Raw genomic sequence first — 18531 nt, forward strand, 5'->3', positions numbered from 1 at the left:
TTAATTCCTCAACGGTTTGCCAGTGAGTAACATATGTTCAACACGGTCCAGAGTATCTGGATGGCGCACGATCTTCATGAAAGTTATGCGTTCCAAATCCAGAATATCCTGTTCAGACATTTCTTCGGTGATATCCCCCTTATCTCCACCTGTCAGAATTTCAGCCACCGCAGCCGAAACAACAGCATCATGCTTTGTCGCCTTGCCTTGGCGCACAAACCCGCCAACAGCCATTGAAAAGGCCACACGACCAGTTTCACCGGGCAAATGGAAAACAGGGGGGTGTGGGGGCTGATAGCCTTCGACTAAATCCAACGCCTTGGCCTTGGCATCAGCCAACAGGCGGTAACGGTTCATGGTGATGCCGTCCTCTGTGCGCATGACCATATTGGATTTGGCCTCTTCTGCCGATTTTGCCACAGTGGCTGTGGAAATCAGCTCAAAAGCCTTGGCCGCACCGGGCATACCCCCACGAGGGTGCTTCGGGTTCGTTGACCAGCGGTGCAGCATTTCCTTACAGCCCCCCCAGCCCGGCACAATGCCAACGCCGACTTCAACCAGCCCGGTATAGGTTTCCACATGGGCCTGAACCGCATCACTATGAAGCAGGAGTTCACAGCCCCCGCCCAATGCCATCCCACTGGGGGCAGATACGACCGGGAACGGTGCATATTTCAGGGCCATATAGGTCTCTTGCCCGTTTTTCACAATCTTTTCAATTTCACCCCACGCAGCGATATTGGCCGCAAAAACGGCCAAACCAAGATTTGCCCCAACTGAAAAATTGCTCCCTTCATTATAAATCACCAGCGCTTTATAATTTTTCTGCACAACAGCAATCGTTTTTGCAAGAAGCCCCAGTGTTTCAGGATCAAGCGCATTCATTTTTGAGGTAAATTCAAAACATACAACCCCATCCCCAATATCCCAAAGGGCCGCAGATGCATTTTTCAACACTGGTTTGGAAGTCAGCTTGATATCAGACAACATCATCACGCCATCAGGGCGGATCAGGTCTGTGTAAGTCCCTTCCATGGTCAGATATTGGAGTTTCCCACCTTCAACCCGATAAAAACTTTTGCCTCGTGCCGTTTGCAAAATGGCGGGAACCTCAAACCCCTCTTCCGCCAATTTATCGGCAAACCAGTCAGCTCCCAACTTATCAATCAATTCAAAGGGGCCGAATTTCCAGTTATAGCCCAGACGCATGGCCTCATCGACCGAGGCAATATCATCTGCGGCCTCGCCCACCAACATGGCAGCATAGGAAAGCGTATGAGCCAACACACGCCAGGCATAATTTCCGCCCTTATCTTTGTGCGTGACCAGCTTTTGCAAATTTGTGACCTTGATGCGCCCGGAAGAAAGTTTGGACTTAAGTGTTGGGCGATACTCCCCTGTTTGCAGATCAATACCTTCCTTAACCTTTTGACCGCCTTCCCGGTTCAGGCGATAAAAGCCACCCTTCCCTTTGCGCCCAGTATAGCCCTCAGCAATCATTTTTTCGACCATAGGCAAGTCGCGCTTGGCTTTGACAAAAGGATCATCTACAGGCAACAAACTCACCATGGACCCAATCACATGAGGCATCAGGTCAAGCCCGACCAAATCCATCAAGCCGAACACCCCGGTTTTAGGGATACCACAGGGTTTGCCGATAATGGCATCAGCCTCTTCAATGGTAAGCCCCTGATCCATAGCTTCCAGCAAGGCCATATAAATCCAGTAAACGCCAAGACGATTGGCAATAAAACCGGGACGATCTTTACAATGAACCACGGATTTCCCCAGCTTGCGATCAGCAAAATCACTGACCATTTCAATGACACTTTGTCTCGTCTGTTTCCCTTTGACGACTTCCAATAGTCGCATGTAGCGTGGTGGGTTAAAGAAATGGGTCACACAGAAGTCCGTGGCAAATTCATCACTCATCCCCTCCACCAGCTTATCCAGGGGAATGGTTGACGTATTAGACGACACAATAGAGCCTTCCTTGCGCACGCCATCCAGTTTTTGATAAAGGTCCTGCTTGATATCCAGACGTTCAATCACGGCCTCGATAATCCAGTCACACTCTGCCACTTGTTCAAGGTGATCTTCGATATTACCCGGTGTGATCCGCTTTGCATTACGTTTATGGGTTAAAGCCGCCGGGTTGGATTTGATCAGCTTGGCAATCGCACCTTGGGCAATCACATTTCGATTGGACGCACCGTCTGGAACAATATCCAGCAACAGCACTTCGTGACCGGCATTGGCGACATGGGCGGCAATGCCTGCCCCCATCACCCCGGCACCAATCACACAGACTTTGTTAATGTTACTCATGTGACGGCCTCCACAATTGTGGCGATACCTTGACCACCGCCAATACATTGGGTCGCCAGGCCATATTTTGCCCCTTCACGTTTCAGGACGGAGGCTACCTTCCCTACAAGGCGCGCACCGGTTGCCCCTAACGGGTGCCCCAGCGCAATGGCCCCGCCATCAAGGTTAATCCTGGCTGGGTCAAGCCCCAGTTCATTGATACAAGCCAGTGATTGGGAAGCAAAGGCTTCATTCAGCTCCACCACGTCCATATCCCCCATGGATAGTCCTGCACGGTCAAGGGCCTTGCGCGTCGCCCCCACGGGCCCCATCCCCATCACTTCCGGTGCACAGCCAGATACAGCAATGGATTTAATCCGGGCGAGAACATCCAACCCATTTTCAGTGGCATACTCTTCTGAACAGACCAAGACAGCCGCCGCCCCATCCGTCAGCGGGGAACTGGTGCCCGCAGTAACTGTGCCCTGTGCATCAAAGGCAGGATTAAGGCTGGCTAGATCAGCCTGCGTGGTCCCTGCACGAATACAGCCATCATCGTCTACACCATGAATGGCAACAATTTCATCCCTAAAGCGCCCTTCTGCCTGTGCTTTGGCCGCCTTTTCATGGGAGGCAACAGCAAACTTTTCCTGGGCATCGCGTGAAATCTCATAGCGTTTGGCGACCACTTCGGCCGTATCCCCCATCCCCATAAACGCATTGGGATTTTCTTGATACAGGGTCGGGTTCGGCATGGGATTAAAGCCCATAATCGGCACCCGTGTCATGCTTTCCACCCCGGCACAAATAAAGACATCCCCTGCCCCCATGGCAATGGCCCCAGCCGCCTGATGGACCGATTGCATGGATGATCCGCAAAAACGATTTACCGTCACAGCGCCCACCGTATTGGGCAAGCCACTTAGAAACACCAACATGCGGGCCAAGTTAAGCCCCTGTTCACCTTCGGGAAAAGAACAGCCACAGATCAGGTCCTCAACATCATCCGGCTTCACCCCTGTTTTTTCAATCAAGTCACGGACCACAGCCGCACCGAGGTCATCTGGCCGGACTTTCGCCAAGGCACCCTTATTGGCAAAATGAAAGGGGGAACGGGCATAACCCGCAATAACTACGTTCTTCATAATAACGCCTCCGTCCTCTAAGTTACCAATACGTAACTTTCACATTCTAAAAAAACGGCCCTGTTGACCATGACCTGTTCTTATTCTTCAATCCCTTTTTCTATAAGGGTATCGAGACACTGCTTTTCAATCCCCTTTAGCTCTGTCAAAACAGATTCAAGTTCGACACGCTGTTCTTCCAGATCATCAATACGATGGCGCACCTTTTGGCTAAGCATTTGAAGCTGTTCAACCTGATTGATATCTGTTTCATAAAGCTCAAGAAACTCGCGAATTTCCGCCAGTGAAAATCCCAGCCGTTTGCCCCGTAAGATTAAAATCAATCTCGCCCGATCTTTACGCGTATAAACACGTGTATTTCCCGCACGTTGTGGGAAAAGAAGCTTTTTCGTTTCATAAAAGCGGATGGCCCGTGGGGTAATCCCCAGCTCCTTTGCCAATTCCGGTACCGTATAAAACGCATCTAGTGTCATAGGGTCTCTCTTTACCTTCCACCTATAGATAGATTGGTTACCTATAGGTCACTTTCAAGGTAAATTTTAGGTTAGCTTCGTTTCGCCCGTTCCTCTTCGACCAGTTCTTTCTTCGATAGTTTACCGATCATTGTTTTGGGCAATTCATCACGAATTTCGATTTCTTTGGGCATTTCGATACGTGACAGCTTATCTTTCAGGAAATGCTTTAATTCTTCACTGCCAATCACGTTATATCCATCAGCAAGTGTGACAAAAGCTTTCGGTGCCTGCCCGCGATAGTCATCATCAACCCCAATCACGATACATTCCGCCACCGCCTCATGTAAATAGAGCGCTTCCTCAATCACCCGAGGATAGATGTTATAACCGGAACTCAGGATCAGGTCCTTGATGCGGTCTACGATGAAAATATACCCTTCTTCGTCCATATACCCGATATCCCCGGTATGCAGCCGTCCCTCTATCAAAGTTTCACCTGTTGCCTCTTGACGCCCCAAATATCCGGCCATAACCTGTGGCCCTTCAATGGTGACTTCCCCTTTTTCACCTTGTGGCATTTCAGTTTCAGGGTTTTCCGGATCACGAATGGTAATATGCGTATCCACCAAGGGTAAACCAATGGAGCCTGCCTTAATTTTACCTTCCGGTGGATTGACTGCCACAACTGGCGAGGCTTCGGTCAAACCATAGCCTTCCACCAATATACAGCCTGTCAATTGCTCAAAAGCCTCTTTAACCTCAAGAGGTAAAGACGCCCCACCGGAAATACAAAACTTGATACTCGACATATCGAACTGAGAAATATTATCAGCCCGATTAATCGCGGTATAAATCGTTGGCACCCCCGGCATCAGGGTCGGACGTTTTTTTTCAACTGTCTTTAAAAGCTGTTGCAGTTCAAAACGGGGCAAAAGAACCAGCTCCGCCCCAATTGAGACACCAAGATTCAAAACAACAGTCATGGCAAACACATGGAATAAGGGTAAAACCCCCAGCATCACTTCATGACCCGGCGTAACCTTTGGCAAGGCATGACGCACCTGATACGTATTGGCCGCAATATTGCCATGGGTCAACATCGCTCCTTTGGGCTGGCCTGTTGTTCCCCCGGTATATTGCAACACGGCCAAATCCTCCTGCAAAATTTTCACAGGCTTATATTTTCCATCCGTATTGGTTAAACGGGTAAAGGATAAATGCGCGGGATCCCGGGTAAAGTCCACCAATTCAGAACGTTTAAGCACGTTAAACAAGACACTTTTGACAGAAGGCAGACATTCAGACATCGAACAAACCACAATGCGTTGTAAACATGTCATTTCCAAACATGTCGCCACTTTGGGATAAATTTGCTTCAAATCCAGTGTGACCATAATTTCTGTTTGTGAATCATTGATCTGATAAGCCAGCTCACGTTCCACATACAGCGGATTATAATTCACAACCGTGCCACCAACCTTCAAAATCGCAAAATAGCACACCACCCCATAAGGGGTATTGGGCAAACAAATCCCGACTTTGGTACCTTTTCCCACCCCAAGCTGCTGAAACCCTTTTGCCGCCCTATCCACCAATTGAGCGATTTCATCATAGCTATATTTCTTATCAAGAAAATCCACACAGGGACGTTCACCAAACTGCTCCACCGCTTGATCAAAATAATCAATGACCGTTTTTTCCATGATACCGCCCCCCTTAATAACTATTCAGTTATGTGAATAACCTATAGGTTATATCGAAGATCAAAAAAGAAAGGAGAATCCCTCCTCCCCTAAACATATGGGGATTAAAAATCTCCACTCAAGAAGTCATTGTATAACAAGCATCAAATGCGAATAAGTATAAGTTACAACAAAACACATACCTAAGAAGTAATTCACCCAAAAAGCTAATACTTTAGAACTGTGAATAAGTAAAAACAGCATAGATTACCCCTTCCAGATAAGGTGCTTTATATGTATATTACCCTAAGTTACACACCATAACCCCAAGTTAAATAAAGGGCATACAATGAAACACTTTACTCGTGCGTTTGTTATTACAGCGTTACTGCTTGTCGCAGGAACAGCACAAGCATTTGAATTTGAAAAAGCAAAATTCGAAGAAATCGCAAAAAACACAATTTCTGCTGCTCTGTCCGGTAAAATTGACAATGTTGATGCTGTAATGGCTGACCAGAAGAAGTTAATTGCACTTGGTGTCGCTGGGTGCCGTGCGTACGCTCAGGAAGATGCCACTCATAAAGCGATGATGGAACTGGTTGCTTCCAGTGCGGAAAAAATGACCGCTATGTCACTGGAACAAATCGAAGAAGCATGGCACGAAGGTGGTGCATTGGCTGAAATCGGCGTTGATGTTGACGATATCGAACATTTCGGTACAGCGATTAGTCTGATGGATGCCGTTGTTCACCCCGCAACAGCCTATATTGCCCTGCAAGAATACAAAAAGACTGGTGAAGCCGAATTGCTGGTTCAAGTGAAAGACGAGCTGTCTGAAGTTCTCGAACATATGAGCCACATTCACTAAACGCGACGTTTAGAACAGGCTCTTCCATCATAAATGGAAGGGCCTTTTTCCCATTTTACATAGAGAACTCGCCATGTCCATTTCAAAAAAGCTCCAATTAAGTTTCGTTGTTGTTGCGATACTTGCCTCTATTTCAGGGCTTGCTGGATCCATGTTCACAAGCCAACTGGCTGAACAAACCAAAACGGTTATTGAACGCAAGATCCCGATCAAGGCTGTAACATCTGGGGCTGAGCTGTCATTGTTAAAAGTACTCAGTGCGATTAACAGTTATATGAGCGCACGTGATGGCCATGAAGAGCTTCGCAAAGAACTAAATACACAAAAACAACTGTTCCGTATGGATGTAGCCATGTTGCTGCATGGAACAGAAAGTGAGACCTTTAAGAAATCCCCACAGTATGAGCTGTATCAAAAACAGTCTCACAAAATCATCATCCAGGACCCAGCACAGGGTGAAGCCCGCGCCTCCCTATTGAAAATTCAAAAACAATTTGAAGACCTGACAAAAGTCAGCATGAAATTGATGGATACTCACGACCGTCAAGTCGGCCTGACCTTTGATTTTAAAGGGCGTGAATTCAGTCTGGACCAATTCACCGATACACTGGAAGTCGGCCTTCTCCACTGGTTTCAGGCTCTTCATGATGCCGCTGCCTATAAAGTGCCGTTCAAAGGCGTCTTACAAGCTGATAAAAGTGATTTTGGTCAATGGTATCAATCGTTTAAAACAGAAGATAAGAAACTTGCCAGCCTGTTAAAAAGATATCACAAGCTCAATGGCAAAATGATGAAGGCGGGGCTCAAAGCAGAAAAAGCAGCCACCCCGAAAAAAAGACTGTCCCTGGTTGAACGGGGACGCGCACGTTATCAGAACAAGGCAGTCGTTGCCTTGACTAAAATCCGCTCCCATGTCGCCCCGATTTACGAACAAATTCTCATTGATACGAAAAATGGAAAGGCTGAGCTAGGAAAAGGCACTGCACAAATTCGCAGTCAGCTCAAAAAACTGATCAAATCCGTTGATGAAGACCTGGATAAGGCTAACACAGAAGCCGATGATACAGCCCATATTGCCGTCACCCTGACATTGCTCTGTGTGGCTGTTGGTTTTGTTTTGGCTGTTATCCTTGCCTTACTGATCGCCCGTTCCATTGTCCGCCCACTTGTGGCAATTCAAGGGGTCATGACTTCCCTGACAAATAATGATCATTCCGTTGAAGTTGTTGGCACAGAACGTCCGGACGAGCTTGGCGATATGGCACGCGCCATTCAAATCTTTAAAGACAACCTCCTACGCATCAGCCGCCTGGAAGAAGAACAAAAAGCAGCAGCCGCCCAAGCTGAAAAAGAAAAGCATGACGCTCTCATGGCTGTGGCTAATGAGGTCGAAGAAGAAGCCACCCGTGCAGCCAAACAGGTTTCAAGCAGCACAGAAGAGCTACATCAGGCTGCAAACCAGATGTCAGACTCCTCGCAAAAAGTAGGCAACAACTCCCAAAGTGTGGCCACAGCTGCTGAACAGTCCTTGGCAAATGCAGAAAATGTCGCCGCTTCGATTGAAGAACTTAGCATTTCCATTGATGAAATCACCCGTCAGGTCACTGATCAGGCAGGGATTGCCGAAGAAGCTGCTGAAAAAACGTCTCACGTCACTGAACTCGTCAGCAGTCTGGCAGAAGCCGCTTCACAAATTGATCAGGTCGTCGTTTTGATTTCCGATGTGGCCGAACAAACCAACCTGCTCGCCCTCAATGCCACCATTGAAGCTGCCCGTGCAGGTGAAGCTGGTAAAGGCTTTGCTGTCGTTGCAGGTGAGGTGAAGAACCTGGCCGCCCAAACCACAAAAGCCACAGAAAACATCCAACGCCAGGTCAGCCATATTCAACAAAGAACAGGCAGCTGTGTGGATGGCATGAACAGTGTCCACAGCACGATCATCAACATGAATGAAATCTCTACAAGCATTTCCAGTGCCATGTCACAACAAAGCTCTGCCACAAGAGAGATTACCGACAATGTGAACTGGGCGACCAATGCAAACCGGGAAATCACCTCGCGCATTGCCGAAGTCTCCAATGAAGCCGATGAAAGCATGCGCCTGTCCGAAAATCTCTATAAAACTGCCAGCACAGTTGCCGAAGAAGTCGCTGAGCTGGGCAAACGGATCAATGAAATTATCCTCGATGATAAGTCATAAAAAGAGAGGAAAAGGGCTGAGGCACACAGCTCCTTTTCCCTTTTACTCTCTAGGCGAAATCGACATTGATTTGGATCACACGATTGATGCCGCGATATAAATAAAAGCAAGAAAGTGAATATCTGCTTTATCATAACATGTGGTGCCTCTGTCTGAAGTGTAGAATCTCTGACAGGGTTTAAATCTCAAAAGTTGATTAAATACGTAAAATCACGTATTATCAAAAACGATATATACTATTTCATTAGTCATTTCGTAATGGTGCCATCTGCAGGTAAAAGACGATTGTATAACTACGTTATTAAATAAGCAGGTATGTTGCGTATGACATAGACAATGTGAGGGTTGTCTATGGTTTATTTTGATAAACAGGCAACAGAGAGCCTGTATCAACAGATTGAAATTGATACAGTGGGCGAACGGGTCGTTCTGCCTGATGGGGTGAGTCTGCAAAACGCACATATCTCGCGTGATGGCAGTGATCTTTTATTTACAACAAAAACAGGAGATCACTATTTCGTTGCAGATTATTATCTGCAAGAAAGCTCCTTTGATTTTCTTCTTAATGATGGTTCTGTTCTATCCGGGCGACGTTTTGATACCCTGTCAGACGTAAATGCCATAGAGCAATATGCCCAAGCGTCCCCCTTGCCTATTCCCGGTTTACAAGACCTTCCAACAAGCCAAGACAATCGCATTGATCTTGGTGAAGCAATTGGAACAGTGGAAACCGTCAGCGGCGTTGTTGTCGCCGTGCGAGCAGATGGAAGCTCCATCCAGCTTTCTGTCGGGGATAAGGTCTTTCAAGGTGACAATCTGCAAACCTCTGAAGATGGCGGTGTCGGGATCACACTGGCCGACACCTCAAGCTTTTCCCTTGGCGAAGAATCTGAAATGGTGCTGGATGAACTGGTTTACGACCCAGGCCAAAGCGAAGGCAGCGCCGTTCTCTCCCTTCTGGAAGGAACGGCCAGTTACGTTAGCGGACAAATTGCAAAAATAAATCCGGATGCCGTTGCGATTAAAACCCCGGTTGCCACGATTGGTATTCGAGGGACCAAAGTCTTTGTTGAATATGTCGACGGCAACTTCCGCGCCATTAATCTATTAGAAACCACACTGGAAGGCGAAACCGCCGGCGAAATTGTTATTTTTGATATTGATGGCACTCCGATTTCCTCCACCAATCAGGCCAATATTGGCTGGAGCTGGGATGGTGGAGACCGCAATCAACTCAACATGCTTCGTCTCTCTCCACGCGATGTAGAAAAACTGACCGAAGATGTTCTGGAACACCTTCCACCTAGCCTGGCTGAACAGGCCCTGGAAGCCCGTGAGCTGGAACAAGCCTTAAAAGAAGCCGCCGAAATTGCCGCTGAAGAAGCCGCTGAAGCAGAACGCCTGGCACAAGAAGCCGAAACATCTGCCGAAGAACTGGAACAGGCCGCAGAACTGGCACAGGCCCAAGCTGAAGCCCTGCTGGCAGAAGCCGCCATTGCAGAGGCACAGCTGGAATTGCTGCAACAAGAGCTAAGCGAACTGATTGAGCAAGGCGGCTTGGCCAGTGATATTTTCCTGATGCAAAATGAACTCAACAAGCTGAAAGGAGAATATGATACCCTGCTGGTTGATGCACAGCACGCACAATCTGCAGCACAGGCCGCACAAACAGTGGCCCTGAATGCCTATAGCCACAGCCAATCCCTGCGGGCGGATTATGACAGAGCCAATACGGCTGCACAAACAATTTACCAGGCTGTCCGCGAAGCATCAGAAACATCACAAAACAGCTATTATCGAGCAACAGAATATGTTGGCTATAAGGCCAATGTAGAACGCGAAGAAACATCAAATGCCACACAGGTTGTTCAAGCGCCTCAATCCCCTGTCAGCGCCCCTGTAACACCTGAAAAAGAACCAGAACAAGAAGAAAGTTCAAACGTTTTCATCCCTCATGAAACAGCAACCCAAACCTTTGAAACAGAAGAGAATTTCAGTATCACCGACATTGTCAGCACAGAAACGACATTAAGCGTTTCTGACAATTCCCAAGAGACCACCATCGCAGATGACAATGAAGATCCAGAGACAACAACCAACACTGAAAACACACAAGAACACCCCCAAGAGACAGTCACAGCCCTAAACGGTAAAGCTGTTGATGGCTATCTTAGCGGCGCAACTGTCTTTGTCGATCTGGATAAAGATGGGGTGCAAGATGCCAATGAAACCGACAGTACCACAACGGACAGCCTGGGTAATTATAGCCTGAGCACCACAGCCAGCGACTATATTATTTCCATGATTGGCGGCAGTGATATCGCCACGGGGAAAGCGTTCTATGGCGTTTTGAAAGCCCCGGCGGGTTCCAGCGTTGTTACCCCGTTAACCACATTGCTTACCAACGGTGTTTCCGAAGATGCCCTCAAAACAGCCTTTGGCCTGTCCAGTTCCTTAAGCCTGACTTCAACCGATCCCGTTGCAGGAGCCACTGACAGCACTATTGCCAAACTCGCCGCCATCGGTGTTCAACTTCAAAATACAATTTTGCAAGCTGCTTCGGTCATTGAAGGGGCTGCCAGTGGTGATTTGGATGATGGTTCAACTGGTGGGGCTGTCTTTAATGCCCTTGCCAATGCAATCAACACACAAGGCGCAAGCTTCGATATTTCAGATGCAACCAAACTGCAATCAGTTATTACAACAGCAGCCGGGTCTGTTCTTTCAGGAGCAGAACTCACCACAGCAACCAATGCGGCAGCCAATACGGCACAGATTATCAGCTCTTCAAACAGTGTGATTGACGGATATATATCTTCTGGCGGAACCGGAAATGATTTCCTGTCCAGCCTCGCCCAGGTCGCAGTTGTCGCCAGTGATGCAGCAAGCGCACTGGAAAGCACAGTTGGCAGTGGCGGTGATTTAAGCGCCCTGCAAACCCAATATAGTTCCAGCAACCTGACCAGCAAAATCGAAGCAGCCTCTATTGGCGATGTCAATGGGGATGGGTCTTCAAATACCGTCAACGCCGCCCCAAGCGTCAGCGGGGCTGTTAACCTATCCACAAATGAAGATAGCGCCCTGAGCATTACCTCTTCACAGCTTCTAGCCAACTCCAGTGACACAGATACACTGACTCTTACCAATCTGACAGCCTCTAGCGGGACACTCACCCCCACAGATACCGGCTGGACACTCACCCCTGCAGCCAATTCAACCGATACCATCACCTTAAGCTATTTCGTCTCCGACGGAGTTAAAAGTACATCAGCCAGTGCCACTGTAAGCGTACAGGCCATCAATGATGCCCCAACCGTTTCCGCTAATGTCAGCTTTACAGACCATGATGAAGATGTGGCTATCACACTGACCAAAGCCCAGCTTTTAACCAATACCAGTGATGTGGATGGTGATACGCTGGATGTTATTAATGTAACGGTGACATCTGGTGGTTCTGTTGTGGATAACGGCAATGAAACATGGACCATTACACCGACACTCAATTCTATCGACAATGTGGTTTTAAGCTATAATGTGCGGGATAATAACGGTGGCACCGTCATTCATGGGGCAGTCATTGATCTGGACCCAGTAAATGATGCACCCACTTTATCAGCCGTAGCCTTAAGCAGCGCAACAGAAGACGTTAGCTATACCATCAATGAAAGTACACTGGTGGCCTCAAATGTTGCCACAGATGTGGATGGCGACAGCCTCAGTGTGACCAACATTAGCGTGGACCACGGCAATATTACGGATAATGGCTCCAGTTGGACCATCACACCACAAGCCAATTACAACGGTACAGTCAAAGTCACCTACACAGTCTCAGATGGCACAACGACTTCTTCAAATACGGTTGATCTGATTTATCTTGCCGTCAATGATGCCCCTACCGTTTCCTCCACCCCCGTTGCCCTAAATGGCACAGAAGATAACGCCGTCACCATTACCCAGTCCCAACTTCTGACAAATTATGCCAGTGATGTGGATAATGATACTTTAACACTACAAGAATTAAGCACAACAGCTGGAGGGGGCCTGATTGATAATGGTAACGATACCTGGACCTATACCCCGGTTGCCAATGCCAGTGGCGAGGTGAATTTTACCTTTAAAGTGTTTGATGGTACCACCACAACAAACGGGGCGGCAACCCTGACCCTATCTGCAGTGGATGATGCACCGATAGTAAGTGGCACAGCAACTTTCAGCGGGGTGGAAACAGGAACAGTTTCTTTGACCCCAGCCCAATTGCTGGCTTATGCTTCAGATGTAGACACCAGCAGTGGTAATCTGTCTGTCACGGATTTATCCGCCTCCAGCGGGACACTTACCCCCACAGACTCAGGGTGGACCTTTACCCCGTCCGGAGCAGGCACTGTCACTTTCAGCTATAACGTCTATGACGGGACAAGTAAAACAGCCACGACAGCGACAGCTACAATCTTAAGCACGGAAGAAGCCAATACAGCTCCAAGCGTAGGTGCAGCCATCAGCCTGAGCGGAGATGAAGACGGTGGAGATGATGGGTACATAACCATCACGAAGACGCAATTGTTAAGCGGAGCCTCAGATGCAAACAATGATACGCTTTATGTCAATAACCTGCAGGCCAGTAGCGGGACGTTGATCTATGACAGCTCCAGCGGTAATTGGCATTTTACCCCCACGGCCAACAGTATAGCCGATGTAAGCTTCACCTATCAGGTCAGTGACGGAATTGATTCGGTCAATCAGACCGCAACCTTAAGCCTGAACGCCGTCAATGACGTGCCAACCATCAGTGACAGTGTAAACTTGAACGGCACCGAAGATACAGTCCTGACCATTACCAATGCCCAACTGATTGCCAATGCAACAGATGTGGAAGGTGATACATTGAGCGCCAGCTCTCTGGCAACAAGTGACGGCGGTTCATTGGTCGATAACAATAATGGTACCTGGTCCTATACACCTGCAACCAACAGCACGTCAGGTGTCAATTTCAGCTATGTAATCTCAGATGGAAATGGGGGAAGCGTTAACGCCACAGCAACAGCCTCCTTTACAGCGGTGAATGATGCTCCAACCATTAGTAACAATGTCATCTTAAGCGGAAGTGAAGATACCGACCTGACCATTACAAAGACGCAACTTCTGGCTAATGCCAGTGACGTGGATGGCGATAACCTGCTGGTTCAAAACCTGACGACATCTGATGGCGGCACTCTGATTTATAATGGGAATGATACCTGGACCTACAGCCCGGATGCCAATGATACCTCTAATGTGACTTTCAGCTACGATGTCTCTGATGGCACAACCTCAAGCCCGACATCCGCTATTGCCAGTTTTGCAGAAGACGGTACAACAGAAGGAAGCAGTGGCGCAGATACCATAACCGGGACCACAAGTGCAGATACCATTACAGCTTTGGCCGGAGATGACCTGATCACAGGTGGTTTGGGCGATGATACCATTGATGGCGGTGAAGGCGATGACACAGCCGTCTTTTCCGGAAATGCCGCAGATTATAGTTTTGGTGAAAATGCCAGTGGTCAGATGACCATTACCGATAACAATGGCGCTGATGGAGATGACGGCACTGATGTTCTGGTCTCAATTGAAAAATTCCAGTTTGCCGATCAATTGTTGCAAGAAAATGATAATGATCAGGACGGCCAAGGCGCTGATACCGATGACCGCCTCTTGGGTGGAAATGGCGTAGATACGATCTATGGCGGCGGCGGCAATGATGAAATCCTGTCTTTCAATGCTGCTGATATTCTTTATGGTGGCAGTGGCAACGATAGTCTATGGGGGGGAAATGGGAATGATACGATCACAGGGGGCAGCGGAGCTGATCTGATCTATGGTGAAAATGGCGATGACGTCATTATTCTGAGCAGCGGTGACGTCACCATCAGTGGCGGCAAGGGAACGGATAGCTTACGCCTGAGCAATGGTGACGGACTGGACCTAACCTCCAATACAGTTGATTTGTCTTTACTCGAAGTCATTGATTTACAAACCGATACAGCAAGCAATAGCCTGACACTCACATCAAGCGATATTATTTCCATGAGCAGTAACGATACCTTGATTATTGACGGTAGCACGAACGATAACGTCACCTTAAACGACAGTGGCTGGTCCCAAGGCAGCACATCAAATGGCTATACCGTCTATGAACATTCAACCTCCGGCGCAACCGCACAAGTCGCTGAAAACCTCAATGTCACAAGCAATTAAAATACCCCGTTCAGCTACTCCAGCAGCTATGATCACCTCTGCGTCATGTTGATTTATGTAGAAGGAACAATTCCAGCCTGACCTGCCAGAGCAGACGCTAAATTCTGGTCCCGTCCCTATAAAGTGGAGAGTACTTAACCATAAGTATCTATTTTGATTTAGATAAACTAGGGCGTAAACTCATATTTATGTGTACTTTTACTATACCGCTTGGCGGAATGCTGCTGCAGCAACGGATAAAATTGCCAAGTTTGGTGATTGCACTTGTGTGAGCCCTTCCAGCCTTTCGGCCAGGTAACGAGTTGCCTGTGCCAGTTCGTTTGGGCTACTCAAAGCCATATGTGTCAGGTCTGATTGATAATCAAGGAAATCTGCATTTAGAGCATGAAATGCACTGCGCTCCCAGCGGTCAACCCCTTTAGACAGATCCAGCGCCTTTTCACGTAACATTCCTAAGGAGAAGGCATCTCCAACCTGATAGAACTGCTTAACAACATCCTTCTCATTCTTACCTGTTTTCTCACAAACTTCTGCAGCAGCAAATAAAGATAAGAGATAACGGCTGGATAGAATACGCGCAGCTAATGCTTCAGGTACACCTTCATTACAGAAGCTTTCCACATCATCTTCATATTGAGCCTGATCCTTTGCATTTAACCCCTTGATCAAAGCTGTTGATAACTTCTGCACATCTAACCTTTCAGCCCAATCGAAGATATTTCCCGCTGTCTCAGAAAGATTTTTGCGCAAGAGCCAATGGGTTCCCTGTTCGACCAACACAATTGTCTCATTCATCAATCTGACTTGCGTTTGCGCTGTTACTTTCAGATCAAGGGATTCAATCTCTTGCCATAAAGGCAAGAGGCCGAACATGCGACACATGGTGGCATAAGCTGTTGCAACATGGCGATCTTCACAACCGACATAATCCTGCATATCATTAATGAAGCCACTACCGACCCGATTAATCATACTGTTCACCACTTTTGTCGTGATAATTTCACGACGCAGGGGATGCTTTTTGATCAATTGCGGGAACCGTTTTTGCAACCTTTCAGGAAAATAGCTTTGTAAAATCGTACCGAGAATAGCTTGATCTGGAAAATCAGAATTCAACAGCTCATTATACACAGCCATCTTCGTATAAGACAGTAACACCGCCAGCTCAGGACGCGACAGCCCCTTACCTTGATTTTGACGTTTAAACAGCTCTTCATCATCGGGTAGCGCTTCAATCTGGCGATCAAGATAGGCACCGCGCTCCCCTTTGCTTAAAACCTGCATGACCCGCATATGGCGATCCAGTCGTTCAAAGGCTTTTTGCTGGGAGATGCTCAAGGCTTGAGTTTGGAGATAATTATCACGCAAAACCAACTTACTGACATCATCAGTCATGTCGACCAAAAGCTCATTGCGCTCTTCTTCTGTCAGTTTCCCCGCCTGAACAGCTTGGCCTAATAGGATTTTGATATTCACTTCATGATCTGAGCAATTCACACCTGCCGCATTATCAATGGCATCCGTATTCATCCGCCCACCGGAACGAGCAAACTCAATACGGGCTTTTTGCGTCATGCCAAGATTTGCACCCTCGCCAATCACTTTACAATTCAACTCACCCGCGCTGATACGCACACTATCATTAGCACGATCCCCTGCATCCTGATTGGTTTCATCAGAGGCACGGATATAAGTTCCAATTCCACCAAACCACAACAGATCAACAGATGCTTTCAAAATTGCAGAAATCAACTCATCTGGCGCAAATATATGTTTGGTTAAATTAAGAGCCTGACGGGCAAATTCTGAAAGCTCAATTTTCTTAGATGTACGATCATAAACCCCACCGCCTTCTGAAAGTAAGCTTTTGTCATAACTGGCCCAATTCGAAATTTCCATTTCAAAAAGACGCTTGCGCTCTTGGAATGATTTCGCTGCATTTGGTGAGGGATCAATAAAAATATGGCGATGATCAAAGGCTGCGACCAAGCGGATTTTATCAGATAATAGCATGCCATTACCGAACACATCCCCACTCATGTCACCAATGCCGATGACCGTGAATTCTTCATTCTGCGTATCGCAGTTCATTTCACGGAAATGACGCTTAACAGCTTCCCATGCCCCTTTGGCCGTAATGCCCATTTTCTTATGGTCATATCCGTTTGAACCACCCGAAGCAAACGCATCTCCTAACCAGAAACCGTAATCTTGTGAAATACCATTAGCGATATCTGAAAAAGTCGCTGTTCCCTTATCTGCTGCGACAACCAGATAGGTATCATCTTCATCATATCGAATGGTATTTTCAGGGGGAACAGCTTTACCTTCAACAATATTATCTGTCACATCCAATAAGGCACTAATAAAAGTCTTGTAACATTCTTTGCCATAAGCAAAACGATCAAAACCACGGGGTTCCATATCCGGTGTTTTTGCAATGAAGCCCCCCTTTGCCCCATCCGGGACGATCACCGCATTTTTCACCATCTGGGCCTTCACAAGCCCAAGAATTTCCGTACGGTAATCATCAACACGATCGGACCAACGCAATCCCCCGCGCGCAACTTTCCCGCCTCGCAAATGGACGCCTTCTACTTTGTTTGAAAAAACAAAAACTTCAAACTTTGGCTTTGGCAGTGGCATCAATTCTATATGAGCACAATCAAACTTGATGGAAATATAGCTTTTAAAGGCTCCACGAGCCTCTTTCTGAAAGAAATTCGTGCGCAAAGACGCCCGAATAAGATTATAGAAAATCTTCAGAATTTCTTCTTCATGTGCACTTCCTACCGTTTCAAAATGAGCTTCAACAGCAGCTTCCATACTTTGAATATGATCAGAACGATTAATCGTTTCGATTTCCGGAGAAAACTTTGCGTAAAACAAATCAACCAGAGAACTTGCCAAAGAACAATTTTTGACGAGAACCTCTTCCACATGTTCTTGCGAAAAGGGGGCTTGAAGCTGTTTCATATATTTGAAATAAGCCCGCAGCAGATCAATCTCACGATAACCCAACCCACCAGAGGTCAACAGACTGTTAAAACCATCAATCGTTAATGTGCGGTTCAATCCCCCTTCAATCAAATCACACAAGATATTTTCCAGGCTCGATAGCTCATGCGGGGCAGAAAATTGCACTCGCACATCATGGGCACAAAGAGGTGCATTATGGGAATCTGCACGAATAAAAAGCGGCTCTTCCGTTAAAACATAAAGCCCCGTACTTTCCAAAATTGGGACAAGTCGAGAAAGCGCAACTGTTGCGACCGCATCAAAAATAACCAAGCCAAAACGGTTATCATCTCCCTCAAGATCATAACAAGCTGCCATTCCCCCTTTCTCAGCAGCACAATCTTGAAGACCTTTTGCATGAACACCACTTGTTTCATTTATGATCACAGAAATACTCTGATCCTTCGGAGATAACTGCATACCTGCTTTGGGGTTAAGTCTCGAAAGGATTGAACCAAAAGCATCTGTCCGGGAAGAATGCTGCATTTTTTTCATAAAGCCTCCTAAAAACAGAGCGTATTCGCAACACACTGCTTTACTGTAAATGTTAATTTTGTGATCACATTATCACAATAATACATCCAATTACACACCTAATTTAAGATATAAAAGCCTATCCCTT

Annotated in this window: 8 protein-coding genes; 3 read left to right on the plus strand and 5 right to left on the minus strand. The window is 47.2% G+C overall.

Features of this window, described 5'->3' with window-relative positions; translation table 11 throughout:
* From E4K71_RS08065 to E4K71_RS08080, 4 genes are all read right to left on the minus strand, one after another.
* A complete protein-coding gene (locus E4K71_RS08065; protein ID WP_135078443.1) occupies window positions 1-2328 on the minus strand; it encodes a 3-hydroxyacyl-CoA dehydrogenase/enoyl-CoA hydratase family protein in 2328 nt (775 codons plus the stop codon).
* Window positions 2325-3452 (minus strand): thiolase family protein, encoded by a 1128-nt coding sequence (locus tag E4K71_RS08070; RefSeq protein WP_135078445.1) that lies wholly within the window; start codon window positions 3450-3452, stop codon window positions 2325-2327. The genes E4K71_RS08065 and E4K71_RS08070 overlap by 4 nt, the downstream gene beginning before the upstream one ends.
* A gap of 80 nt (window positions 3453-3532) precedes the next feature.
* Window positions 3533-3925: a MerR family DNA-binding transcriptional regulator gene (locus tag E4K71_RS08075; protein ID WP_135078447.1), complete on the minus strand. Its 393-nt coding sequence runs from the start codon at window positions 3923-3925 to the stop codon at window positions 3533-3535.
* Between the two features lie 71 nt (window positions 3926-3996).
* Window positions 3997-5610: a long-chain fatty acid--CoA ligase gene (locus tag E4K71_RS08080; RefSeq protein ID WP_135078449.1), complete on the minus strand. Its 1614-nt coding sequence runs from the start codon at window positions 5608-5610 to the stop codon at window positions 3997-3999.
* Between the two features lie 328 nt (window positions 5611-5938).
* Here E4K71_RS08080 and E4K71_RS08085 point away from each other — a divergent pair, with 328 nt between their 5' ends.
* From E4K71_RS08085 to E4K71_RS08095, 3 genes are all read left to right on the plus strand, one after another.
* The gene (locus E4K71_RS08085; protein ID WP_135078451.1) at window positions 5939-6457 is read left to right on the plus strand and encodes a hypothetical protein; all 519 of its coding nucleotides are present in this window, start codon (window positions 5939-5941) and stop codon (window positions 6455-6457) included.
* A 73-nt stretch (window positions 6458-6530) separates the two neighbouring features.
* The gene (locus tag E4K71_RS08090) at window positions 6531-8657 is read left to right on the plus strand and encodes a methyl-accepting chemotaxis protein (RefSeq protein ID WP_135078453.1); all 2127 of its coding nucleotides are present in this window, start codon (window positions 6531-6533) and stop codon (window positions 8655-8657) included.
* Window positions 8658-9008: 351 nt separating this feature from the next.
* On the plus strand, window positions 9009-14891 hold the full coding sequence (locus E4K71_RS08095; RefSeq protein WP_135078455.1) for a cadherin-like domain-containing protein: 5883 nt from the start codon (window positions 9009-9011) through the stop codon (window positions 14889-14891).
* Between the two features lie 201 nt (window positions 14892-15092).
* Here E4K71_RS08095 and E4K71_RS08100 read toward each other — a convergent pair whose 3' ends face one another.
* Window positions 15093-18329 carry an NAD-glutamate dehydrogenase domain-containing protein gene (locus E4K71_RS08100; protein WP_206201972.1) on the minus strand — a complete coding sequence of 1079 codons (3237 nt, stop codon included), beginning with the start codon at window positions 18327-18329 and terminating at the stop codon, window positions 15093-15095.
* Window positions 18330-18531 lie beyond the last annotated feature (202 nt).

Origin of the sequence: Terasakiella sp. SH-1, from assembly GCF_004564135.1 — a bacterium.
Classification (GTDB): domain Bacteria; phylum Pseudomonadota; class Alphaproteobacteria; order Rhodospirillales; family Terasakiellaceae; genus Terasakiella.

Bases quoted from the DNA above. Each gene is read 5' to 3' on its own strand.
- E4K71_RS08080 (WP_135078449.1), bottom strand. From the start codon at position 5,610: ATGGAAAAAACGGTCATTGATTATTTTGATCAAGCGGTGGAGCAGTTT.
- E4K71_RS08090 (WP_135078453.1), top strand. From the start codon at position 6,531: ATGTCCATTTCAAAAAAGCTCCAATTAAGTTTCGTTGTTGTTGCGATA.
- E4K71_RS08100 (WP_206201972.1), bottom strand. From the start codon at position 18,329: ATGCAGTTATCTCCGAAGGATCAGAGTATTTCTGTGATCATAAATGAA.
- E4K71_RS08075 (WP_135078447.1), bottom strand. From the start codon at position 3,925: ATGACACTAGATGCGTTTTATACGGTACCGGAATTGGCAAAGGAGCTG.
- E4K71_RS08065 (WP_135078443.1), bottom strand. From the start codon at position 2,328: ATGAGTAACATTAACAAAGTCTGTGTGATTGGTGCCGGGGTGATGGGG.
- E4K71_RS08085 (WP_135078451.1), top strand. From the start codon at position 5,939: ATGAAACACTTTACTCGTGCGTTTGTTATTACAGCGTTACTGCTTGTC.
- E4K71_RS08095 (WP_135078455.1), top strand. From the start codon at position 9,009: ATGGTTTATTTTGATAAACAGGCAACAGAGAGCCTGTATCAACAGATT.
- E4K71_RS08070 (WP_135078445.1), bottom strand. From the start codon at position 3,452: ATGAAGAACGTAGTTATTGCGGGTTATGCCCGTTCCCCCTTTCATTTT.